Below are 24,621 nucleotides of genomic sequence, written 5' to 3' on the forward strand. Positions count from 1 at the left end.
TAAGCTGTAAAATAACAGGCTAATAATATTTATATTACTATTTTACTATAAAACAACAAAATTTAAAATAAATCTTTAGATGATAAAAAAATTAAAAAAAAGACTAAATAAACTTTGACTTTCTTTGACCTATGTATTATTATATAGATAAAGAGGAATTATTTAGGTATAGTGATAAACTAGTTTTAATAATAATTTCGAAATTTAACATAGAGATTTAGGAGGAATAAGTATGAATATTGATAAAATGACGTTGAGAGTTCAACAAGCATTGAATGATGCCAATGTTACAGCTGTTAAATTTAATCATCAGCAAATAGATTTAATTCATCTTTTTTCAGCTCTTGTAGAGCAGGAGGACGGGTTAGTCCCTAATATTCTTACTAAAATGGGTATATCAGTAAAGAATTTAAAAGCGTCAGTAAATAAGGAATTAGATGCAATGCCAAAAGTTTTAGGAGAAGGAGTTGGCAATGTATATATAACTAGAAAAGTAGAGGAAGTGTTAATTAAAGCTGAAGAATTTTCGAAACAGTTTGAAGATTCATATGTTAGTGTTGAACATTTAATGCTTGCTATTATAGAAATAGATAACAATCAAGTTTCTAAAATATTAAAGCAATATAATATAACCAAGGAGAATTTCTTAAAAGTTCTTTCTGAAGTTAGAGGAAGCCAAAGAGTTGAAACGCAAGATCCAGAAGGGACATATGACGCATTAGCAAAGTATGGAACTAATTTAGTTGACCTTGCTAAAAAGCATAAGTTAGATCCTGTTATAGGAAGAGATGAAGAAATAAGAAGGACAATAAGGATTTTATCAAGGAGAACCAAGAATAATCCAGTATTAATAGGTGAACCTGGTGTTGGTAAAACAGCAATTATTGAAGGATTAGCTGAAAGAATAGTTAGAGGAGATGTTCCAGAAGGCCTTAAGGATAAAATTATATTTGCTTTGGATATGGGATCTTTGATTGCCGGAGCTAAGTATAGAGGTGAATTTGAAGAAAGATTAAAAGCGGTATTAAAAGAAGTTCAAAGCAGTGAGGGTAGAATATTACTATTCATAGATGAAATTCATACAATAGTTGGAGCTGGTAAGACTGATGGAGCAATGGATGCTGGTAATTTGATTAAACCATTATTAGCAAGAGGAGAGTTACATTGTATAGGTGCTACAACTTTTGATGAATATAGAAAATATATTGAGAAAGATAAAGCCTTAGAAAGAAGATTCCAACCAGTAATTATAGATGAACCTACAGTAGAGGATACAATTGCAATACTAAGAGGATTAAAAGAAAGGTTTGAAATTCATCACGGGATTAGAATTCATGATTCAGCAATAGTAGCTGCTGCAAAGCTTTCTGACAGATATATTCAAGATAGATATATGCCTGATAAGGCAATTGATTTAATTGATGAAGCTGGAGCTATGATAAGATCTGAAATAGATTCCCTCCCAACAGAACTTGATGTTATAAGAAGAAAAATATTTAAGTTAGAAATAGAAAAAGAAGCCTTGTCAAAAGAGAAAGATGAGGGTTCAAAAAATAGGTTAGATGACTTAGAGAAAGAGCTTGCAGGATTAAAAGAAAAGAATGATGAAATGACTGCAAAATATACCAAAGAAAAAGAGCAAATCACAGCTATTAAAACCTTAAAAAGTGAGCTAGATGATGCTAGAGGAGAAATAGAAGTAGCGCAAAGAAACTTTGATTATAATAAAGTTGCTGAGATTCAATATAGTAGGATTCCTGCTATAGAAGAAAAAATTAAGCAAAAAGAAATTGAACTAAGAGAAAATTATGAGGGAGCTCTATTAAAAGAGGAAGTAACTGAGCAGGAAGTATCCGCTGTACTTTCTAAATGGACTGGAATTCCTGTAACTAACTTACTTGAAGGAGAAAGGGAAAAACTTTTAAGACTAGAAGATGATATGAGTAATAGAGTTATAGGCCAGGGTGAGGCAATAGAAGCTGTAACTAATGCAATACTCAGGGCAAGAGCTGGGCTTAAAGATATCAATAGACCAATAGGATCATTTATATTCTTAGGGCCAACAGGAGTTGGTAAAACGGAGCTTGCAAAAACACTAGCTAGAAATTTATTTGATTCAGAAGAAAATATTATTAGAATTGATATGTCGGAATATATGGAGAAGCATTCAGTGTCTAGATTAGTTGGAGCGCCTCCAGGATATGTAGGTTATGATGAAGGTGGTCAGCTAACAGAAGCTGTAAGAAGAAAACCATATAGCGTAATTTTATTTGATGAAATTGAAAAAGCGCATGAAGATGTGTTTAATATATTCCTTCAAATATTAGATGATGGTAGATTAACTGATAATAAGGGTAAAACTGTAGATTTTAAAAATACTATAATAATTATGACTTCAAATATCGGAAGTGAATATTTATTAGAAAATACTAATGAAGATCACGTTGATGAAGAAATAAAATCAAAAGTAATGAGTGTTTTAAAATCAAGATTTAAACCAGAATTTTTAAATAGAGTAGATGATACTATAATGTTTAAACCTTTGACAGAGTCTGGCATTAAGAAAATTATAGATATATTCTTAAGAGAAGTAAGTTTAAGGTTAAAAGATAAAAATATCGAAATAGAAGTTACAGATAAAGCAAAAACAATAATGGCAAGAGAAGGTTATGATGTGGTTTATGGAGCAAGGCCGTTAAAAAGATATATACAGAACACTTTAGAGAATAGACTCGCTAGGATGATAATTAAGGGCGAACTAGGCTATGGATCTAAGGTTATGATTGATAATAAAGATGAAGAAATAATAATAAAACCACTTTAGTAAAAATAAGTTTTGTAAAATTCCTGTAGATAAATGTGATCTATAGGAATTTTTATTCTCTAGAAAATTATAATCAAAGAATGTGAGTAACTTTTTGAGTAGTTAATAGGAATCGTTATATTTGTATTATATACCATATTTTAATTCTTCATAATAGTTTTATATGTAACCAATAATTAGAACAAGAAAAGAGGCAGCTTTTAGCAAGTGCCTCTTTATAATTTATATTCTTTAAAAAATATTTTATTTTACTTGTTTAGAGTTTAGTTAAATTTTTTTCTTAATTCTAAATATAGCTACAATTACAGGGACTGATATTACAGCACTCACTATAGCTTCAGGAACTCCATTTGTTAAACCAATGGTTGCAATTGCAATTCCAGCAGTTTGTGGATTTATCTTTAAAATAGCAGAGTATCTTTCTAAGTAAAATACGTAAGTTAAACCCAAAACACCTATAGTGTTAATTAATGTAGCACAGATTGATGCTATTGCAATACTAATGCTTTGATTTTTAAATCTCTTTCTAAGAAGTATATACACATAGTATGCTACAATTCCAATTAGGACTCTAGGAACTAATGCAATTATAGGATTCCAAAATATAAATGATGTTGGACCAGGAGCGGTAAAATTTTGATACATTGAGAATAAACCAAAAACTAATCCAACTAGGGATCCAACTATAGGTCCTTCAACTATCGCACCTATAATAACTGGGATATGCATTATAGTAGCTTTTACAGGTGGAATTGGTATGAACCCAAGCCCGGTTAATCCTAAGAAAATTGAAATTGCAGAAAGCATTCCGATCATTGCAATCTGTCTAACTGAAAATTTAGATTTAGTATAGCCTCTTTCCATAAGGTACCTCCGTTCTTATTCCTTGATATATGGATATAATTCGGAAAAATATATAATATATACGAATTTCCGTTCAGCTTCTAATTGAATACCGACACATATTATTTTACCACGTTAGAAAAAATGTTCAATTATATTTTAAAAATATAAATTTAAATATAGTAATAATAATTACTGATTCTATATTTAATTCTATGAACTTAGAAAAAGTTGATTTTTATACAAAATATGAATAAATTTACAAATCTAATTTATGGATTTAATCCATAAAAATTTGAATTATAAGAAATAAAATGATAATATATAACCATAACAGAAATTGAATAGTATAAAAGGCTAGGGGTGCCAATTTAATTGGCTGAGAGAAGCTTATTTGCTTTAACTCTTTTGACCTGATGTGGCTAATACCACCGTAGGGAAGCAATAAATATTTTAGAAGATTTATAAGACTTACCTTAGTGTAAGTCTTTTTATTATCTAGTAATTTATTATGGAAGCCAAATAAGTAGAGGTTCTGCCCATTGGTTGTACAAATTATGAAAAAAGACTGATAAGAAAATAATGAGTAAATAATGAACAGATATATTAAGTTTTAAAATTTATTTAGATTGGGGATATTAGTTTGAAAGTTTTAGTAAATGAAAGAGAAATAGATATTGAGGGAGAAATTACTGCATTTGAAGTTAGAAGCAGGATAAAAAGTGATGCGGATATAGTTATTTTAAATGGTTTTCCAATTAAACAAGATTATTCTTTAAATGAAGGCGATAAAGTTACTTTAATTAAGAGAGGCGAGGTGCCTAAAAAAGAAGAGTTAGAGGCACTAATGGTAAGTAGACATACTCCAAAGGTTCATGAGAAAGTTAAGAAGGCGAAGATAGCTATTGCTGGACTTGGTGGACTTGGTTCAACAGTAGCATTAGCGTTGGGAAGAGTTGGGGTTGGACATATAAAAATAATAGATTTTGATGTGGTTGAACCTAGTAATTTAAACAGACAACAATACTTTATAAGACATATTGGAATGAAAAAATGCCATGCATTAAAAGAAATATTGTTAGAAATCAATCCGTTCATAAATATCGAAGTTGTTGATACGTATGTAGATAAGGATAACATTAAAGATTTATTTGAGGATATGGATATTGTAATTGAAGCATTTGATGGCGCAGAAAATAAAGCGATGATAGTTAGAGAAGTTTTACTTCAGACAGAAAAACCAAAGGTTATTTCAGCCTCAGGTATGGCAGGGTATTATTCTAATAATCTAATAATTAGCAAAAAAATAAATACAAGGCTATATATGTGTGGAGACTTTAAAAATGAGGCAAAAGTAAATGAGGGGTTAATGGCACCTAGGGTTGGTATCGCAGCTTGTCATGAAGCAAATATGGCGCTTAGATTAATATTAGGAGAAGAGGTATAAACTAAAGATGTCTGTAATTGGAATAACAAATAGAAAACTTTGTAGGGACTTTTTTGATCAAATAAAAAAAATATCAGAATCTAATCTAGATTTCTTAATTATACGAGAAAAAGATTTAAGCAGTGAAGAGCTAATGATATTAGTTTTGAAAGTAAAAGAGGAACTGAAAAATACAAATATCAGAATAATACTAAATTCCAATATAGATATTGCTAAAAAGTCCAATGTTGATGGAATTCAGTTATCATTTAATGATTTTATAAATATTAGTAACAGGTTATGCACAGGAAGAGCAATAAATTCTAAAGAAATGGTGGATAATTTTTATTTTAGTGGGAATAAATATAAAATATATAAGATGATCGGCGTTTCAATACATAGTTGCGAAGAAGGTATACAAGCGGCTAAATTAGGAGCAGACTATGTTATTTATGGCCATGTGTTTGAAACTGATTGTAAAAAAGGTCTTCCTCCTAGAGGAATTAAGGAAATAGAGGCTCTTTCCAAGAAGATTGACATTCCAGTCATTGGGATAGGCGGAATAAATCAAGATAATTATAAGAAAGTATTGGATGCTGGAGCAAGTGGAATTGCTATAATGTCTAGTTTAATGAAAGACAAAAACCCTGAAGAACTAGTGAAATCTCTTTCTAAAGAAACATTACTTTGATATATGAAAATCAAAGTACAAATACGAATAATTAAAATCAGCTAATATTAAAACCTAAAAACACTTGTAAATCTTAAGTGTTCATTATAAACTCTTTAAAGAAAGATATATTCAAGAATAATTAGTATCTATGATCTGGATACTATTAAGATAATAAGGAGAAATGAAATAATGAGTACAATTGCAGGAAAAGGCTGTCCAAGAATTATACCAGATGGAGAAAAAAAGCCACTAGAAGAGATTGAAAAAGCTATAATTAAAAGCTATAGAAAGCATATTTGGTCAAAATTTGTTAAGGCAATTAAAGAATATAATTTAATTCAAGAAGGAGATAAAATTGCTGTTGGAATTTCTGGAGGAAAAGATAGTATACTTATGGCGAAATTATTTCAGGAGTTGCAAAGACATGGTCAAGTTAAATTTGAATTAGTATTTTTAGCTATGGATCCAGGGTATCATCCAGATATAAAAAATTTACTAATAGAAAATTGTGAGCATCTAAATATTCCAATTCATATGTATGAATCAGGCATTTTTGATGTTGTTGATAAAATGGCTAAGGATTACCCATGTTATTTATGTGCAAGAATGAGAAGAGGCTCTCTTTATGCAAAAGCAAAAGAATTTGGATGTAATAAACTTGCATTAGGACATCATTATAATGATGTAATTGAAACAACTATGCTAAACATTTTATATGGTGGTAATTTTAAGACAATGTTGCCTAAATTAAAAGCTAAAAATTTTGAAGGTTTAGAATTAATTAGGCCTATGTATTTTATAGAGGAAGAGTATATAAAAAGATTTATAAATTATAGTGGTATATGGCCATTGAATTGCGCTTGTATGGTTGCAGCTGAAAGAATAGGTAATAAGAGATATGAAATAAAAGATCTTATTAAAGAATTAAAGAAGAATTTTAGCGGAGTTGAAAAGTCTATCTTTAAAGCAGCTGAAAATGTTAGTATGGATTCAATATTAGGTTGGCAAAAGGGCGAAGAAAAGCATTCTTTTCTAGATTATTACGATGAAGAGTAGACTTAAGTAACTAAAAGTATTTATTAATTTGGAAATGTATGCTATGCTATAATTAACCATATACCAATAGATGAAAAGGAAGAGTAGAGATGGAAAATAATCCTATGGGGATCAGTGATCCAAACATATTGTTAAGTGTAATAAACATGAAATTAAGAGATCAATATGGTTCATTAGATATTCTTTGTGATGATTTAGAATTATCTAAAGACGATATTATAAATATATTAATAAGTATCGGATATAAATACGAGGAAGAAGAAAATCAATTTAAGAATTAGAGTCTTAATAAATAATTATTCATAAAGTTAGGAAGGTGATGTTATATGAATTTAAAAAAGACAGGCAAATTAATTACTGTTATAGCAGCAACAGCAGCTTTAATAGCATCATTAGCAAATGATAAGAAATCTAAAGATTCTAACAAACAGGAATAGTACAAATTATAGAATTATGTGAAGGATTGTATATATATGATTAGGGAGGAACTTCAATTAAATCATGAGGAAATATTTGATTCTATACCAATTTTGGGCGTTAATATAATTTGGAATCAATCAGAGCTTAAATTAATAATTGATGATACAATGAAAAGTTTTTTTGAAGAGTATGATACTAAGAATGAAACTTTAGATCAATTTATAAATTTTGTTGGTGAAGAAGATAAACAAAATGTTTTAAGCTTTTTCTCTCAAGATTTAAAGAGACACTATATAAATAGAGAACAAATGCAGCTACAATACAAGATGGAAAGTCCTAGGGGTAACATTGTTGAGTTTATTCTTGTCGGGAAGTCAATTAAAAGTAATGAACAGTATTACTTTACTGGAACTAGTTATTGCTTTAAGGACTTAGAGAATGAATATGGTGATATAGATTCTTTGACGAAAAATTGGAAAGAATCTATGGTCAATAAAACAATAGATTCAATAATTCATAGTGATAGAATTACAGGGCTACCTAATAAATATTTTTTCAAGAACACGGTAGCCAAAATGTTACAAAATGTTGTTAATAGTAATACTAGAGCCGCGATGCTGATAATAGATTTAGATAATTTTAAATATGTAAACGACTCCTACGGGCATGATTTTGGAGACTTAGTGTTAAAAGAAGTGGGCTATAATATAGTCGAATCTGTTACAGAAGATATATTAGTATCAAGATATAGCGGCAATACTTTTCTGTTATTTAAGCCAAATATAATTGATATACAAGAAATTATAACTTTGGGTAATGCTATAGCAAAGTCTTTTGAAAAACCTAATATAGTGAATGGAAGAAAAATATACTTAACAGCAAGTATTGGTGTTTCTCTATCTCCAGATCACGGAATAGATTATAATACATTACTCAAAAATGCAGATGCAGCAATGTATGAAGCAAAGAAAAATGGTAAAAATGAGTGTGATTTTTTTGATGATAGCCTTTCTGATGAGCTAAATAGAGTTTATAGTTTGCAGAAAGGGTTAAGAACTGCACTGAATAATAATGAATTATATGTTATGTTTCAACCTAAAGTATCACTCGATGATTCTTTGGTAAACGGATTTGAAGCTTTAGCAAGATGGGAAAGTCGTGAATTTGGAATGGTAAGTCCGGCGGAATTTATTCCGATCGCAGAAAGTTCAAAAATGATAATTCCAATTGGAAGTTTTGTTTTGGAAGAAGTATTCAAAAAGACGAAATGTCTTTTAAACGAGGGAAATGATAATTTTAAGATAGCAGTTAATTTGTCTGAAATGCAGCTCAGAGAGGATGTCGTTTTATCAGATTTTAAAAAACTAATAAAGAAATATAAAATTCATCCAAAGTATATAGAAGTAGAAATAACAGAAAGTATGCTAATGAAATCATTTGATAGAAACGTTAAGATCCTTCAGGAGATAAAAAAATTAGGAGTAAGCATTGCTTTAGATGACTTTGGGACGGGATACTCTTCACTTAACTATTTGACAAAATTACCTATAGATGTGCTAAAGATAGATAGGAGTTTTGTAATTGATTTGATGAACAATCCTAAGAGTAAATGTATTGTAGAGAATATAATAAACTTATCACATCAATTGGGGATAGAAGTAGTGGCAGAAGGTGTTGAAGAAAAATCGCAAGTTGAATATTTAAGAACAATATTATGTGATGTTGTTCAAGGATACTATTTCAGTAAACCAAGAATGTTTGACGCAATTAAGAATATAATCGGTAAGGAAATTTTATAAAAAGTGTTGACAAACACTATTTGAGGATATAATATAAGATTATAAAATAAATCCTACGAAGAGGGATAGTAATCATATAACAATGTTAAAGAGAGCTGAAGGTGGTGAGATTTCAGTACGGTAGTTAATGATGAATGGGCCTTTGAGGAGCGAGATGAAATCTTTTGAGAGTAGTTTAGCCGTAAGTCGCACGTTATAGCGAATAAGATATGTTTGTATCTGAAATGAGAGGCATTTTATGCAATCTAGGTGGCAACGCGGATAATATCCGTCCTATTAATTATAGGACGGTTTTTTTATATTCTTTTTTAGTAGTTGTTAACCAAAAGACTCTATATTTGGAAGCATAACAAAGAAATATATTTAAATATTGGGGCGTGATAAGTATGTTGTGAAAGAAAGTGGTTTCAACTTAAAAATAAAATAAGCAAAGATTAACAAGGGGGATTTTTATTATGAATACAAAGAAAATGGCAACAAATGCAATTTTAATAGCAATAGGAGCAATATTACACCAGGTTACACCACCATTCGGTATGCAGGCAGATTTCTCATTAGCAATGTTATTTATAATAATAGTGTTTAATAAAGATTATAAAACAACATTACTATGTGGGATTATTATGGGAGTGTTTGCGGCACTAACAACTAAAACACCAGGAGGACAATTACCAAATATTATAGATAAATTTATAACTTGTAATGTCATGTATTTGATATTAATGCCTTTAAGAAATAAAGTTAATAAGTTAGTGCAAGTATCAATATTATTACCTTTAGGAACTTTAGTGAGCGGAACAGTATTTTTAACTTTACTAGCAAATATAGTAGGATTACCTGGAGGATTATCGTTTAATGTACTTTTCATATCAGTAGTCGTGCCAACAATAATAGTGAATACAATATCAGGAATTATAATGTTTAAAATTGTTGAAAAGATTACATCGGTAAATGGAAGCTATGCGGTAGAATAGATATTTTGTATAATTTAAAGAGGCTATTTCAAAAGGATTAATTTTGAGATAGCTTCTTTATTTTACCCATTATTATTTTTTCATGAAATGATATTCTTCATCAGTATTTTCATCGATTGCTTTAAATTCATAGCCATTATCTTTATAATATTTAATTACACTAGGTAAAGCCGTTACTGAATTTTTACTCATATATGCACAATGCATTAATAGTACTACACGCTCTTTGTCACTTTTGGAATTTTTAATAAATGTACTTGGACTAGCATTAGGGTGAGCACCATCACCACTATCTGTATTCCAATCGTAAATTTTTAGGTTATTTTGATGAAGTAAATCCACCATAGACTGCGAAATTTTATAACAGTTATTATTACAACCAAAAGGGAATCTTAGTATAGTTGGCTTAATACCAACTATGGAATTAATTATTTGCTGGGTATCCAACATCTCTTTTAGAAATTCTTCATTAGAGTGATAAAGGATATTTCGATTATGACTCATACTATGAAGACCAAGGGCATGCCCTTCATTATACATTCTTTTAACTAAATCTTCTTGTCCTTTGATTTGACTTCCTATTAAGAAAAAGGTTGCAGGAACAGATTCTTGTTTTAATATGTCCAAAACATTAGTGGTCACCTTTCCAGCTGGGCCATCATCGAAAGTTAGATATATTATTTTTTTTTCATCAGCAAGAACCGTATGCATAAGAAGATTTTGATAATTAATTATAGTTATTATAATCAAAACAAAAGGAATGTATTTCTTTAGCGATTTTAGATTCATATTATCACCTTCCTAAATGTTTTTACAAAAAGTATTATGTCCTAAAATTAAATTTATATTATAAGCCTTTATATACTTTTGGTTACAATGATAATTAAGAAGATATAATTATAAAAATATGAATTTATGTAAAAAAGTAGATAATTAATTGAATTAGATATAATAGTGTTCAGGATTATGCTAAAATATGGTATAATTTTAGATAGATTGGTAAACTTCAAGTTAGTGAAGAAAAGGGATGAATTAGAATTGAGAAATGTAAATAATAAATATCTAATAGAGCATGAGATAGTTATTGAAGAGAATTTTTCAAATTATATTGTTACAGATACAGAGAGAGACGCAAGATATGTTCTATGTATTTTGAAAAATGGTTTTACATATGAGAAAACAAGAGAATATTTATTGAGTAAATTTAAGACTATTAAAAATCTTAATTTTGAGAACGTTACTAACATTATAAATATTGAAATAATTTATAGTATTAATGGGATAAAACTTGATACTCCTCAATATGGGTATTTAATGGAGTATGTAGAGGCTAAACTGGATACACAAGATTATTTTAATAAATGTGACTTTCATAAGAAATTAGATACATTTATGGAGATTTGTGCTGCTATCAATACGCTAAACATGCAGGGATATATATTTGATGATATTAGTATGAAGGATGTAATATTAATTCCCGACTCTAACAATAATGTGAAAGTCAAAATGAAAGATTTGTTAGCAAATGAATTAAGAAAGTTCAATTTAATAAATTCATTACCTTACCAATATAACATCGAAACAAGAGAAGATATAAATTCAAATAAAGATAATATTGTACAAGTTGCAGAACTGTGCAGACAAATATTCACAGAATCAGAACTTGAAACAGGATTTAAAGGATTAGAAGATATAAAAAATATATATAATCGAGTGAATACTATAAATAAATCGTTTAAACTTAAATATTTTATACAAAATATAAACAAAAAAATGAAGAAGAACTATAGAGTGTTTATTAGTGAGGCTTTAAATAAGATTAAAACGGATTTAGATATAATAGGAATGACAGAAGAAATAAAAATAGTGGAAAAAAATTTTCAGAGGATATTGGAAAACAAGCAGAGAAATAAGTTTATAAATTTCAATGGTGAAGATGGAAGCGGAAAAACCAGACTTTTAGAAGAAATTAAATATAGATTTGAAAACAAATACTTCAAAGACATTATATATATTGATGATTTTAATAATAAAAATGCAAGCAACGAAGAGCAATATAATACAATACTAAATTACATTTTAAATAAAGTAGATAAGAATTTGAGAGATAAGTATGAAATTTATATAAAAAAATTTATTTCTATATTATTTGAAAAAAATTCTACAAATAGTGAAAATAATAAACAAAAGCTTCAATTGATTAATAGAATGGGGAAGTTCATAAGTGAATATACAATGACTAAGCCATTTATAATGATAATAGATGATTTAGATAAAAAAAATGAAGTTTTCAAACTGTTTATTAAATATATAATCTTTTTAAGAAATAACTTAGAAAATGTTATGATAATATTTTCTATGAATGAAAGCAGTGTTGATGAAAATTTCATAAAGTTTATAAATGAACTAAAACAAGTAGAGACGTACGAAGAATATAAAATAAATTATTTTAATCAATATAATACTACTAAGATGATTAGAAGTATGCTTAATACAGGTACTGATGTTAATAAGTTAGCGGTAAAGATATATTCAGAAACGCTAGGGAATCCGCAGTATATAAGTGGAGTTATAAATGAATTATACGGTAATGGAACCTTATATTTTGATAGCAATAATGGAGAATGGAAGACTAATATTAAGGTTCAAGATATACTTATACCCAAATCTCTAGAAAGAAGATTAGAGGCAAGTATTTTTTCATTAAATGAAGAAGAAATTAATATTTTAAAGGAGTTAGCTATATTTAAAACTCCTTTATCAGAAAAAATAATTTTAGAATATGTAATAATGGATTCTGATAATATAGAAATTTATGATAATTTAAAATCAAAAGGCATTTTGACTGATAAAATAAGTGATCAAGGTATACTTATAGGTTTTAGAAATAATTTATTAAGAAATATATTGTATTTAAAGCTAAGTGAAGAAGAAAGAATTAAACTACACTCTAAGGCATCTATTTTTATGGAAAAAATTTTACTTGATACAGATTATTATATAGAAGAATTATTATTGCATTTAGAAAAAAGTAATAGTTACGAAAAAGCATATTTTTATACATTAAAATACGCAGAAGCTCAGGATCTGTTAGGTGATATATCGAAGGCAATATCATATTATAAGAAGGTATTAACATATCCTAGTGATTCAAGTGGAAGTGAAGTGGCAATTAAGATTGCAAAGCTTTATGAAAAAAAATCTAACCATGAAAAAAGTTTTGAACATTTTGAAAAGGCAAATCAAATAGCAATACAGAATGACGAAATTGAAATTGAAATATATACGCTGCTTGAAATGATAATAATGAAAATTAATAGTATTACAGATATAGATACAGGGATAGATTATTCTTTAAATTGTGTACGAAGATTGCTAGATAAAGAACACTATCCTAAGGGAGAGGTTTATTATTACTATGCACTTTCATTAAAATATAGATTAGAATATAACAATAAATTAACGATGCTTAATGCACAAAAAGCAATAATTATATGTGAAGAAAATAAGATAAAAGAGGATGTATATGGTTGGGTAGTGAGTATCCTTATTAATATATATATAAAGAAGGGGAATTATAAAGAGGCCAAAAATTTATGTTTATATGCAAACAGTATATTTATTAACAACAATAATATTAATGGTCAATTATATATTAAACTATTAGATGCATCTGTCTGTAAGGAAGAAGGAAGAGATAACAAGGAGATTTTAGAGCAATATTTAGAAATAGCTAGAGAAGGAAATAAACAGAAAGTATACAAGAGAGAAATATTGAGTCTAATTTGCATAGCAGATATTTATAGTCAGGAAAAAAGATATTTAGAAGCAGAGAAATATCTATTAAGAGCACTAGAAAGAGAAAGAGAAGAGGGGATAGACTCTTATTCATTTAATATTTGCAATGAACTTTGTTTGTTATATATAAAATCAGGAAGGATAAGTCTGGTAGTAAAGTATCATAATTTAATAATGCAAATGCAAAAAGGATTAAAGCTATTGGAAGATAGAATTATAAATACAAACTATACATATGCTTTATATAATCTGATGATTTGTAATTATGATTTGGCATATGACCACTTGAAAAAAATATATGCTCTAATATTTAATAGCAATAGTTCTAAGTATAAAATAGTTGTTTGCAATTACTTTGAGCTTATTTTATATAAATGTAAAAATGAGAGTGATATAAGAAATGTATACAATAAGTTAGAGAAAAAAATTAAGCTATTACAGGATGTAGATACATGTCTCGAAATAAGGATAAGTGCTATTAGAAGAATTTTAACACTTGGATATAAGGGATTGGCTAAAGAATTATTCTTTGATCTCAATGGATATCCTAAAAATTATAATGTTGAAGGAATTTATGTATATCTAGAACTCAATTTTAGAAATAGAAATCAATATAATTTTCTGATAAATAAGGCACTAAGAGTATGCTCTTTTGTGGATAATCAGGAAATTAAAGCTGATATATATTCTGCGATTGGTGAGAAGTATAATGAACTTGAATGTAATGTATTGGCATTGAATTATTATTATGAATCTATAGCTTTATATATAGATACAATAAATTTATTACCACAAAATGATAAGTTATCATATGCAAATAATAGTAGGTTTTTGGAAACCCGTAAGTTATTTGTAAAATGCTTAAATGAAGATTTGGGTATAAATATGAGTTTTAAATCAACACAATTTATAAAAACAATTGAGGATTTAGAGCAAATATTAAAAGAATTAGATTTAATGAATATACTAGATAATGAAGATACATTTAAATTGGTTCAATATTTATATGAAAAATGCTATTACAATGATTTTAGAGATATATTTAAAGTCTTTGAGAAGTTTTCTAATAATACTATTGATGATATAAAAAATGTGATGAAGTATATGGCTAGATTAATTTTAGCAGATAAGGCTATGATTGTTACAGAGAACGAGCAGGGAGAAAATGATGTTATATGCACATATAGAATTAGCGACAAAAATGAAATAAATAGATACCTCTCACTAAAAGTTGATTCAGATGAAGATACATTCGCAATTTGCAGTAATGACCCTAGATTCTATCAGTTAGATGATAAGGTACTGAAAGATGGAATAAGATCTTGTATGTATATGAAAATAATAAATAGAGAAAAACACATAAATAGTAGTGCAGGAATTAATGCAAGATTAATATTTATTACTAACAACGCATTAAATTATATAAATAATGAATCAAAGAAAACAATAGAGAAATTTAAACCTTTCTTAACCTTTTTATTAGAAAAGTATAATCTTACAATAAGCTCTACACTAGACAAGCTGACAGGTGTTTATAATAGAAAATATTTTGAAGAAGCGTTACTTTTTTTATTAGATTCTGCGAAGGCAAGAGAAAGTGAATTTGCTGTAATGATGTTTGATATCGACGATTTTAAAGGCGTAAATGACAAGTATGGACATCAAACTGGAGATGAAGTCTTAGTTAAGGTTGCAGATGAAGTTAAAAAGTGCATGAGCAAAGGTGATATTATTGGAAGATATGGAGGAGAGGAATTTATAATTCTCTTGCCTAATGTTAATTGTGAAGCAGCTATAAATTTAGGGGAGAGAATAAGAAAAAATATAGAGGAAGCAAGGATTCTAGGAGATAAAAGAAAAGTGACTGTAAGTATAGGAATAGCAATGAGTTCTTATGAATCTCTTAACAATGAAGAAATTATAAGGAGAGCTGACCAGGCTCTATATAAGGCTAAACGTGATGGAAAAAATAGATGCATCGTTTGGGAAAATGAGTGCGGAGCAAGTGGAAATACAAATGACGAATTAACTGGAGTATTATCAGGAAATGCGGCTAAAGATTATAATTTTATGTTAATGCTTAAAGAAATAGCTGGTATTGCCAAACGTAGATGTAGTAAGGAAGAAAAGATTTATAATCTTATTTTAAAGATTATGCAGACGATTGAGTGCGATGTAGCTACAATTTTTATTGTAAAAGAGAAGAAAATAGTTAATACGTATAGTAAGAGAAGAAATAAGGATAATTGGAATTTAGATGATAGGTTTAATTTTAAATTAGTAAATCAAGTCATTGAGGAAGAAAAAGGTTTATATTTAGTAGATTGGGAGAGCATGGACAGTCACAATAGTTATGGGCTTCCTGACTGGAAATCAGTCTGTATATCTCCAATAATTTGTAACGGAGAGCTATTAGCAGTTATATACCTTTCAATTTCAGTAAATGAGAAAGAATTTATTTGTAATGACTATAATGTGCTGAATTTTTTAATAGAAATAGGTAGTTCCATTTTTCTTGGTTAAACTAACAATACATTTTAGAATGTTTTCAATTCATAATCACATAAAAGTTTATTTATCATATTATATAAAGAGAACCAATTTTTAAGAGGAGCTTTTTATGAGTGATACTGTTCCTAGAAATTATGAAAAAGAAAATATTAATGATATAGTATCTGTAGAAAATAATACCAATTATAAATTTGAAATATCCGATGATAATAAGGAGAAAAGAGATAATAAAGAGTTCATATTAAATGAGAAATCTGCAAGTCCCCAAAGAGTAGAGGAAAAAGATTGTAATGGAGGGGAAATTATTGTTACATCAATTTTGGAATGTGAAGAACACGAATATTTAAAAGGTGTAAAAATTAATTTATATAAAATAAATGGATTATCTCCTGTTCTTGTTAAATCGAAAGTTACAGATGAGGAAGGAAAAGTTATTTTTTCTGGAGTTGAGGAAGGCTGTTATAGGATAATTGAGATTATTGATAAAAGATACTTTGAAAAACCTAAGTATATAAATTGGAATGAAATAATAATAGACAATACTAATAAGAAACAAAAAATAGTAGTAGTTAATAAATTTAAAAAATTTATGGCACAAAACAAATATAAGAATTAAATAAAGAATGAAGGTTATATTTAAAAAATAAATTAATTTATTCGTAAATATAACCTTTTGCATATGTTTAATTAAGTAATAAAAATTATAGAATACTTTAATTTAAAGAAAAGAAGTGGATTTTTGTATTGGAAAATTATATAATCATAATATTATATAATCTTTAAGTAGGTGTTAGAATGGATAATTATATTTTAAAAATAAAAAAAATCGATGATAAAGCTGTGATACCTAATTATGCTCATGAAGGTGATGCTGGATTAGACCTATATGCAGTTAAAGAATTAACTTTAAAGCCGGGAGAAAGAGGATTAGTACATACAGGAATACAAATTGAACTCCCTAAAAATACTGAAGCTCAAATAAGACCAAGAAGCGGTCTTGCATTAAAAAATGGTATAACTACGTTAAATTCTCCAGGTACTATAGATGAAGGGTACAGAGGAGAAATAGGAGTTATTCTAATTAATCATGGAAGCGAAGTTTTCAAAGTGGAACCAGGAATGAAAATAGCTCAAATGGTTATAAAACCTGTAGTTAAAGTTGACATAATAGAAATAGAAGAACTATCTGAAAGTGAAAGAAATCAGAATGGATTTGGTTCATCAGGAACAAGGTAAATGGACAGGTATTGAGAGATACCTGTCTTTACTTATCAATTAAACTAATTTTAGAGATACATTGAACCTGCATGGATTATAATATCCATCAGTTATTTTCCAGTCTTTAAAGTCATTTTTATCATAAAGTAAGTGCTCTTTTCTGTGTGAAGTCATAGGTAGGTCTCCAATAAATATAGCCTCCTTAGCAACTCTTTTCAATTCTGAAATTGCTTGTTTAGCATACTCTTGATTAGGAAAATAGTGAAATGCTCCAAAGCAAAATACTTTATCAAAAGTTTTATCTTTAAAGATTAGATTATTTGCTTCTCCGTGAAGAACTGAATTATTAAGTAATTCTATGTGCCTTTTTACAAGAGAAGAGGAATAATCTACTCCTACATATTCACCACATTTTATATATTGAGCTAGTCCACCTGCTCCGCAGGCAACTTCTAATATTCTATCTGTTTCCTTAATGTCTAATTCTTTAACAATTTGTTTAGCTATTTCTTTTACATCAGCAGTAGTATCTTCGTATCCGTCTAATTCTTCTAAACATGTAGTATTTCCATTTCCTTTTCTTTCCCAAACTTCTTTCCAATAAGACATATCTTCCATAATTCTCTCCTCCTGAAATTTATTAAATTGAATAAAAATAAGAAATGTTTTATTCATATAAATGAGTTCAATTATTGAACAATATTATACTAACATTGTTCAATGTTCAGTACAATAAGTTCATGCAGAATTTACCATAGTATTTCAAAATGAGAAGAGGTAATAGAAAAGTATGTAGTAAGAATACAGTGCTGAGACTGAAGTGAAAATATTCCTATGAATAAAAGATATATATACAATTCATTAAATTAAAAAAAATATATATATAATTATAAATTAATTTGAATATATATTTAATCATATTTAAATTTTAAATGTAGAAAAATACCGATTTTTGCATTAGTATATAAAATTATACTTAAGACTAAATTAATATTTATAATATATTAAAGAAAAAGCATCCTATTAATAGTTACTTATTAAGGCACTTTTTTTATAATAATCATCTAATTAATGTTGGAAAAATATTTTTACAAATTATGCTTATTAACGACTTGGAGATGAATAAATATATGTTGAAAATTAGCAAATAAGGGACTATAATATATTTAACATATAGAAAAATATATAAAAAGAGAGATAAATATGGTAAAGAGTATTTCAAAAAAAATTATAAATAGCATATCTACAAATGATAACTATAGTAAAGACCAACTAGAACAAATGGAATATATTCTAGTTAGTATTTTATTTGAGACGATAAAGCTATTTTCTGTTATAGTTATATTTTCATTGTTTGGATATTTCGACAAAATTATTATAATTTTAGCAGTCATGAGTATGACTAAGATTTTTATAGGCGGATACCATGAAGATACTCAGGTTAAGTGTTTTATAGCCACAGTGCTATTAGCAATTGGAATATTGGTGTTAAATTCTCAGTGCACTCTCTCATTTGTAGGTAACTGTATACTAATTATCTTAAGTATATTTTGCCTATGGCATCAAGTTCCAATAATAAATCCTAAAATGCCAATTACGCGCCAAGAATTAATAAATAAAAACAGAATAAGAGGTCTAAGTATTGCAACAATACTTGGTATAACATCTATATGTCTGTACAATTTTAGCAACTATTATTCGCTTATAACATGGACAATCCTATTTAACACCATATTAATGTTTAATAAAAAAGATGCTTAATGTTTTGAAATATTAATGATAAATTTTAAGCAAAATTGAAAGGGGAATGGATTTTATGAAAATTAAAAATTTATTAGGTAAGGTATTAATGATGTTATCACTTTCAATGATTATATTTGCTCCAGCATCAGCAGCTACAGCAGGAATTGAAGAAATGCCTGAATCTATGAAAAAATTGAGATAAGTCACTTTCACGTAAATTTAAGGAGGAATTTTTGGTGCGTTTATTGGCAGATATAATAGTCTCTATGATTCAAGCTATAATTTTCGCGTATTCAACAGAATGCTGCTTGAAGAGTGAAAATAAATTAAACAAACTTAAAGTAGTTTTAATAACCATAGTTACTTTTATTATAAACAGTAGCTTTACAAGTATATTTGGAAACATATCTATCTGTGTGTTTATAATACATATATCATGTTTAGTTGTAATGATTTTCTCATATAAAGATAACAAACTAAAGTCAATGATTCCCTATACATTGACATATTCTTTTATGGGGGTATATGGAATTATATCATATAATTTATTTTTTGGTTTTATAGAAGGCTTTATACCAGTAGAATATGCTGATATAGCTAATATTTTGATTATATATGTTCCTTATATTTTATTCTTATACTTATGTATAAAATACATGGGCAAGTTTATAGAAATGTACAAGCTAGCAGTTAGTGAAAAGATTAATATGATTGTGATTATAACAATAAGCTTCTGTCTAGATTTCGTTTTGGCCTTTTATTTAATAATCTATAATGATGAATCTAAAATGTTAAAAAATATGATAATCACAATCTTGTGCGTATTTTTAGCGTTTATCATAAAATATTTTGCAAATATAAAGAAGAAATCAGATCAAATATTTAAATTAAATGAAGCTCTAGAAGAAAAAAATAGTGAACTTAGGAAAATTAAGCATGATTACGGAGCACAGATATCGTATTTATATGGACTTTGTCTAATGGAAAGATTCGATGATTTAAAAAAGTCTCTAAAAGATATTATAAATAAGAATGACTCTACGCCAACAGCTGTAGAAGTTAGCGAGAATAGAAATTCTATATTATCCCTTGCATTAAAACCGGCTATTGATATGGGAATACATGTAATAATAGAAGAAAATTGTGATTTCTCTGTAGTGAGTATTACTGAAATGGAGTTTTATAGAATAATATCTAATATAGTAAATAATGCAATAAAAGCAATGAACGGCAAAGGTATAATAATTGCAAAGGCTTATGAATATTTAGGAAATGTAATAGTAAGAATAGAGAATAATGGTCCTAGAATTCCAGAACAACATCTGAATGATATATTTAAAGTTGGGTTTACTACAAAGGAAAATAGTGATCAAAGTCATGGATACGGGTTAAGTATTGTAAAGGATTTAGTAGAGAGTCATAATGGTAAGATATATGCGAAAAGTAGCGATGTAGTTACTGAATTTAAAATAGTATTTCCTATAAAGAATTTTGTATAATATTTAGTATACATAGCGAATATTTCCCTAGAAATATATTTAGGATTGAATAGAAGTACATATTAAAAATAAATAAGATTATGATGATGATAATAGATCTTTATAAAATTAAGGTTTATTATCATTTTTTTATTGAGTTTTGATAATTAGAAATCTTAATATCAGGTTTTTTATTATGAGAAACTTAATATAGATATCAGTGATAAATTTAGATGCATAGGGATATCACTAGAAAATGCTCGAGAATCATCAGTATTAAGTAGTAACATAGGTCCTATAGATAAGTAGAAATATATGAGAATTCATAAAAAGTATTTTAAAAATTCAGAATAATAGTGTAAACTATATATTAAGTGATAAAACTTAACATAATTAAAAGGGGTGCGATGGCATGTATAAAATAGTGAACAAAAAGGAGCTAACAAATAATATATTTTCAATGGATATAGAAGCTCCAAGAGTAGCAAAATCTGCAAAGCCTGGACAATTTATTATTATAAAAAATGATGAAAAAGGTGAAAGAATACCTTTGACTATAGCAGATTATGATCAGGAAAAAGGAACAGTAACTATAGTTTTTCAAACTGTAGGAAAAGGAACAAAACAGTTAGCTGCTTTTAATGAAGGGGATCATGTAGCTGACTTTGTTGGACCATTAGGTGTACCAAGTGAATTTATACATGAGGATATAGAAGAATTAAAGAAAAAGAATTTCATCTTTGTGGCAGGTGGAGTTGGTGCAGCACCAGTTTACCCACAAGTAAAATGGATGCATGAACATGGAATAGCTGTAGATGTTATTTTAGGAAGCAGAAACAAAGATTTATTAATATATGAAGATAAATTAAAGAATGCTGCTGGAAATCTTTATGTAACAACTGATGATGGTTCATATGAATTTAAGGGAACTGGATCAGATATGCTTAAAGAATTAGTTAATAATCAAGGTAAAAGTTACGATCATGCAATTATTATTGGACCAATGATAATGATGAAATTTACTTCTATGCTAACTAAGGAATTAAAAATTCCAACAACAGTAAGCTTAAACCCAATAATGGTTGATGGTACAGGTATGTGTGGTGCTTGTAGAGTCACTGTTGGAGGAGAAGTTAAGTTTGCTTGTGTTGACGGACCAGAATTTGATGGACATTTAGTAAATTACGATGAATCAATGAGAAGACAAGCTATGTATAAAACAGAAGAAGGAAAAGCACAGTTAGAAGTTGAAGAAGGAAATACTCATAGTCACGGTGGCTGTGGTTGCAGAGGTGATAAATAATGGACATGAATGAGAGATTAGTTAGAATACCAGTAAGAGAACAAGATCCAAAGGTTAGGGCAGCAAACTTTGAAGAAGTTTGTATTGGATATAACGAAGAAGAAGCAACTAAAGAAGCTTCTAGATGTTTAAACTGTAAGAATCCTAAGTGTGTAGAAGGATGTCCAGTATCAATCAATATACCAGGATTTATTTCTTATGTTAAAGATGAAAAATTTGAAGAAGCTGCAAAAGAAATTTCAAAATACAGCTCACTTCCAGCAGTTTGTGGAAGAGTATGTCCACAAGAAAGGCAATGTGAAGGAAGATGTGTTTTAGGAATAAAGGGTGACTCAGTATCTATTGGTAAGCTTGAAAGATTTACAGCAGATTGGGCAGCATCACATAATGTTGACTTAAGTGCAACAGAACCTAAAAATGGAATGAAAGTTGCAGTTATAGGAAGTGGTCCTGCAGGACTTACTTGTGCTGGAGATTTAGCTAAAAAAGGATATGAAGTAACTATATTTGAGGCACTTCATAAAGCAGGCGGAGTTTTAGAATATGGAATTCCAGAATTCAGACTTCCAAAAGAAAAAGTAGTTAAAAATGAAGTTGAAAACATTAAGAAACTTGGTGTTAAAATAGAAACTAATGTTATAGTTGGCAGAACTATAACTATAGATCAATTGTTTGAAGATGAAGGATTCAAAGCTGTATTTATAGGTTCAGGTGCAGGGCTTCCAAGATTCATGGGAATACCAGGAGAAAATGCAAATGGAGTATGCTCAGCAAATGAATTTTTAACAAGAGTAAACTTAATGAAAGCAGCAGTAGAAGGATACGACACTCCAGTTAGATCTGGTAAAAAAGTTGCAGTAGTAGGCGGAGGAAATGTTGCTATGGACGCAGCAAGAACTGCCTTAAGACTTGGATCTGAAAGCCATATCGTTTATAGAAGAGGTGAATCAGAACTTCCAGCAAGAGTAGAAGAAGTACATCATGCTAAGGAAGAAGGAGTAATCTTTGACGTATTAACTAATCCAACAGAAATCTTAGTAGATGAAAATGGATGGGTTAAAGGAATGAAATGTGTAAGAATGGAACTTGGAGAACCAGATGCATCAGGAAGAAGAAGTCCAGTTGAAGTTCCAGGTTCAGAATTTGTTATGGATGTAGACACTGTAATAATGTCACTTGGAACATCACCAAATCCATTAATTTCATCAACAACTCAAGGATTAGAAATCAATAAGAGAAGATGTATTGTAGCTGAAGAAGAAACAGGTCTTACTACTAAAGAAGCAGTTTATGCTGGTGGAGATGCAGTTACAGGAGCAGCAACAGTAATACTTGCTATGGGTGCTGGTAAAAAAGCAGCAAAAGCTATAGATGAGTATTTACAAGGAAAATAAGATCTTCATTAGGTTTCAGTAACTAATAAGATATATACTTAAGCTAATATTTTATATAAAATAAGAGGATATTTGTTTTGAATGGCTAAAAATAAAAGCCATTAGAACAAATATCCTTTTTTATACTCAAATGTAAATTAAATTGTTTTATATACAATGAATTAATATGGTGGAAAATGAATGAAAATGAATTTTTCTTTTGACAAAATGGATGGTAGATAGTAAAATGGTTTTATGTTTGTACATGTGCATATTATTTAAGATTATATATAGAAAATTATATAATAAAAAGTGATACATAATTATATCTATTTTATGTTTATTCAGTTTATATGTAGCAATAAATTATAATAAAAAAGGAAGAAATAATATGAATAAAGCAATGAACTTATTAAAAAGAATTATTTTATTTTTTGTTGGAATGAGTATAATTCAGTTTGGTGTAGCATTATTTTTGAAGACTAATATTGGCTCTGATCCATTTACTGTATTTACGCAAGGTTTAGCGTTTGCATTAGATAAAACAGGATTAAAGAATTTTTCTGTAGTTAAGATGATAAGTGGAGCAGATCAGGTAACGCCAGGGGTAGCAAATATGATTATATTGATTGTACTATTTGCTGTTATACTCTTAGTTGAGAGATCGCGTATAAAGATAGGAACTTTAATTTGTGTTGTAGGAGTAGGACCAATTATAGATCTTGGAGTGAAGGTTGTTTCATATTTCCCAGTTGAATCTTATAACTATTTTATAAAGGCATTATTGGTTGTATTTGGATGTTTAATAATTGCAATAGGGTTTGCAGTTTTATCAGCAACAAACGTAGGAGTTGCCCCAAATGATATTGTTCCATTTATAATACAAGATAAGACTAAGGTACAATACCGTTGGATTAGAATAACACTAGATGCTGGATTTTTAATAATAGGATTTATATTAGGAGGAAAAGTTGGTCTTGGTACTGTGATAGCAATGATAACAACTGGACCATTTATACAATTCTGCCTCCCTTATGGAGAAAAGTTTGTAAACTTATTAGTAAATGAAAAAGATGTAGATGTAGAAGAAAGTGTTACAGCTACTGCATAGTTAATTTATAAAAATAAGAATAAAGCTATGATATTATTTATTGATTAGTTTAGTCTAAAAGAATAGAAATT

General features: G+C 28.3%; 19 protein-coding genes, 1 riboswitch and 1 other annotated feature. Of the genes, 16 read left to right on the forward strand and 3 right to left on the reverse strand.

Annotation, left to right across the window (positions count from 1 at the left end; translation table 11 throughout):
* The first annotated feature begins 232 nt into the window (after positions 1–232).
* Positions 233–2,824 carry an ATP-dependent chaperone ClpB gene (gene clpB, locus AXY43_RS18210; RefSeq protein WP_105411914.1) on the forward strand — a complete coding sequence of 864 codons (2,592 nt, stop codon included), beginning with the start codon at positions 233–235 and terminating at the stop codon, positions 2,822–2,824.
* 267 nt (positions 2,825–3,091) lie between these two features.
* Here the strand turns inward: clpB and AXY43_RS18215 are convergent, their stop codons facing one another.
* Positions 3,092–3,688 (reverse strand): ECF transporter S component, encoded by a 597-nt coding sequence (locus AXY43_RS18215; protein ID WP_011967994.1) that lies wholly within the window; start codon positions 3,686–3,688, stop codon positions 3,092–3,094.
* 328 nt (positions 3,689–4,016) lie between these two features.
* A riboswitch (TPP riboswitch) is annotated at positions 4,017–4,124 on the forward strand.
* Positions 4,125–4,310: 186 nt separating this feature from the next.
* On the opposite strand from AXY43_RS18215, the gene thiF reads away from it, so the two are divergent.
* The 6 genes from thiF (at position 4,311) to AXY43_RS18245 (ending at position 10,015) form a co-directional block, all read left to right on the forward strand.
* Positions 4,311–5,114: a sulfur carrier protein ThiS adenylyltransferase ThiF gene (gene thiF, locus AXY43_RS18220; protein WP_023973635.1), complete on the forward strand. Its 804-nt coding sequence runs from the start codon at positions 4,311–4,313 to the stop codon at positions 5,112–5,114.
* 7 nt (positions 5,115–5,121) lie between these two features.
* Entirely contained in the window at positions 5,122–5,784 is a 663-nt protein-coding gene (locus tag AXY43_RS18225; RefSeq protein ID WP_023973634.1) for a thiamine phosphate synthase, read from the forward strand.
* 171 nt (positions 5,785–5,955) lie between these two features.
* A complete protein-coding gene (locus AXY43_RS18230) occupies positions 5,956–6,822 on the forward strand; it encodes a tRNA 2-thiocytidine(32) synthetase TtcA (RefSeq protein WP_011967997.1) in 867 nt (288 codons plus the stop codon).
* Between the two features lie 89 nt (positions 6,823–6,911).
* The gene (locus AXY43_RS18235) at positions 6,912–7,103 is read left to right on the forward strand and encodes a DUF4250 domain-containing protein (protein WP_011967998.1); all 192 of its coding nucleotides are present in this window, start codon (positions 6,912–6,914) and stop codon (positions 7,101–7,103) included.
* Positions 7,104–7,295: 192 nt separating this feature from the next.
* Positions 7,296–9,041 carry a putative bifunctional diguanylate cyclase/phosphodiesterase gene (locus AXY43_RS18240; RefSeq protein ID WP_011967999.1) on the forward strand — a complete coding sequence of 582 codons (1,746 nt, stop codon included), beginning with the start codon at positions 7,296–7,298 and terminating at the stop codon, positions 9,039–9,041.
* A gap of 46 nt (positions 9,042–9,087) precedes the next feature.
* Positions 9,088–9,320, forward strand: a binding site (T-box leader).
* Between the two features lie 176 nt (positions 9,321–9,496).
* The gene (locus AXY43_RS18245) at positions 9,497–10,015 is read left to right on the forward strand and encodes a tryptophan transporter (protein WP_011968000.1); all 519 of its coding nucleotides are present in this window, start codon (positions 9,497–9,499) and stop codon (positions 10,013–10,015) included.
* 72 nt (positions 10,016–10,087) lie between these two features.
* On the opposite strand, the gene AXY43_RS18250 is transcribed toward AXY43_RS18245, so the two are convergent.
* Positions 10,088–10,804 carry a polysaccharide deacetylase family protein gene (locus AXY43_RS18250; RefSeq protein ID WP_017212459.1) on the reverse strand — a complete coding sequence of 239 codons (717 nt, stop codon included), beginning with the start codon at positions 10,802–10,804 and terminating at the stop codon, positions 10,088–10,090.
* Positions 10,805–10,981: 177 nt separating this feature from the next.
* Between AXY43_RS18250 and AXY43_RS18255 the strand changes: the two genes are divergently transcribed.
* The 3 genes from AXY43_RS18255 to dut all read left to right on the forward strand — a co-directional run bounded on the left by AXY43_RS18255 (position 10,982) and on the right by dut (position 17,560).
* Complete coding sequence (locus AXY43_RS18255; RefSeq protein WP_105411915.1) at positions 10,982–16,336, forward strand: diguanylate cyclase; 5,355 nt, start codon at positions 10,982–10,984, stop codon at positions 16,334–16,336.
* Between the two features lie 97 nt (positions 16,337–16,433).
* Positions 16,434–16,940 (forward strand): prealbumin-like fold domain-containing protein, encoded by a 507-nt coding sequence (locus AXY43_RS18260; RefSeq protein ID WP_011968003.1) that lies wholly within the window; start codon positions 16,434–16,436, stop codon positions 16,938–16,940.
* Between the two features lie 179 nt (positions 16,941–17,119).
* Positions 17,120–17,560 carry a dUTP diphosphatase gene (gene dut, locus AXY43_RS18265; protein ID WP_011968004.1) on the forward strand — a complete coding sequence of 147 codons (441 nt, stop codon included), beginning with the start codon at positions 17,120–17,122 and terminating at the stop codon, positions 17,558–17,560.
* 39 nt (positions 17,561–17,599) lie between these two features.
* Here the strand turns inward: dut and AXY43_RS18270 are convergent, their stop codons facing one another.
* Positions 17,600–18,160, reverse strand: a complete 561-nt coding sequence (locus AXY43_RS18270) for a class I SAM-dependent methyltransferase (RefSeq protein WP_023973628.1) — start codon at positions 18,158–18,160, stop codon at positions 17,600–17,602.
* 585 nt (positions 18,161–18,745) lie between these two features.
* Between AXY43_RS18270 and AXY43_RS18275 the strand changes: the two genes are divergently transcribed.
* The 6 genes from AXY43_RS18275 (at position 18,746) to AXY43_RS18295 (ending at position 24,550) form a co-directional block, all read left to right on the forward strand.
* Positions 18,746–19,303, forward strand: coding sequence for an accessory gene regulator B family protein (locus tag AXY43_RS18275; protein WP_011968006.1), 558 nt, complete (start codon positions 18,746–18,748; stop codon positions 19,301–19,303).
* 55 nt (positions 19,304–19,358) lie between these two features.
* Entirely contained in the window at positions 19,359–19,487 is a 129-nt protein-coding gene (locus AXY43_RS28530; protein WP_017212455.1) for a hypothetical protein, read from the forward strand.
* Between the two features lie 34 nt (positions 19,488–19,521).
* Positions 19,522–20,784, forward strand: a complete 1,263-nt coding sequence (locus AXY43_RS18280) for a sensor histidine kinase (protein WP_105411916.1) — start codon at positions 19,522–19,524, stop codon at positions 20,782–20,784.
* A gap of 391 nt (positions 20,785–21,175) precedes the next feature.
* The gene (locus AXY43_RS18285; RefSeq protein ID WP_041895316.1) at positions 21,176–22,066 is read left to right on the forward strand and encodes a sulfide/dihydroorotate dehydrogenase-like FAD/NAD-binding protein; all 891 of its coding nucleotides are present in this window, start codon (positions 21,176–21,178) and stop codon (positions 22,064–22,066) included.
* Positions 22,066–23,460, forward strand: coding sequence for an NADPH-dependent glutamate synthase (gene gltA, locus AXY43_RS18290; RefSeq protein WP_105411917.1), 1,395 nt, complete (start codon positions 22,066–22,068; stop codon positions 23,458–23,460). The genes AXY43_RS18285 and gltA overlap by 1 nt, the downstream gene beginning before the upstream one ends.
* 370 nt (positions 23,461–23,830) lie before the next feature.
* Positions 23,831–24,550 carry a YczE/YyaS/YitT family protein gene (locus AXY43_RS18295; protein ID WP_017209401.1) on the forward strand — a complete coding sequence of 240 codons (720 nt, stop codon included), beginning with the start codon at positions 23,831–23,833 and terminating at the stop codon, positions 24,548–24,550.
* Positions 24,551–24,621: the final 71 nt, after the last annotated feature.

This window comes from Clostridium sp. MF28 (genome assembly GCF_002969175.1).
Taxonomy (GTDB): domain Bacteria; phylum Bacillota; class Clostridia; order Clostridiales; family Clostridiaceae; genus Clostridium; species Clostridium beijerinckii.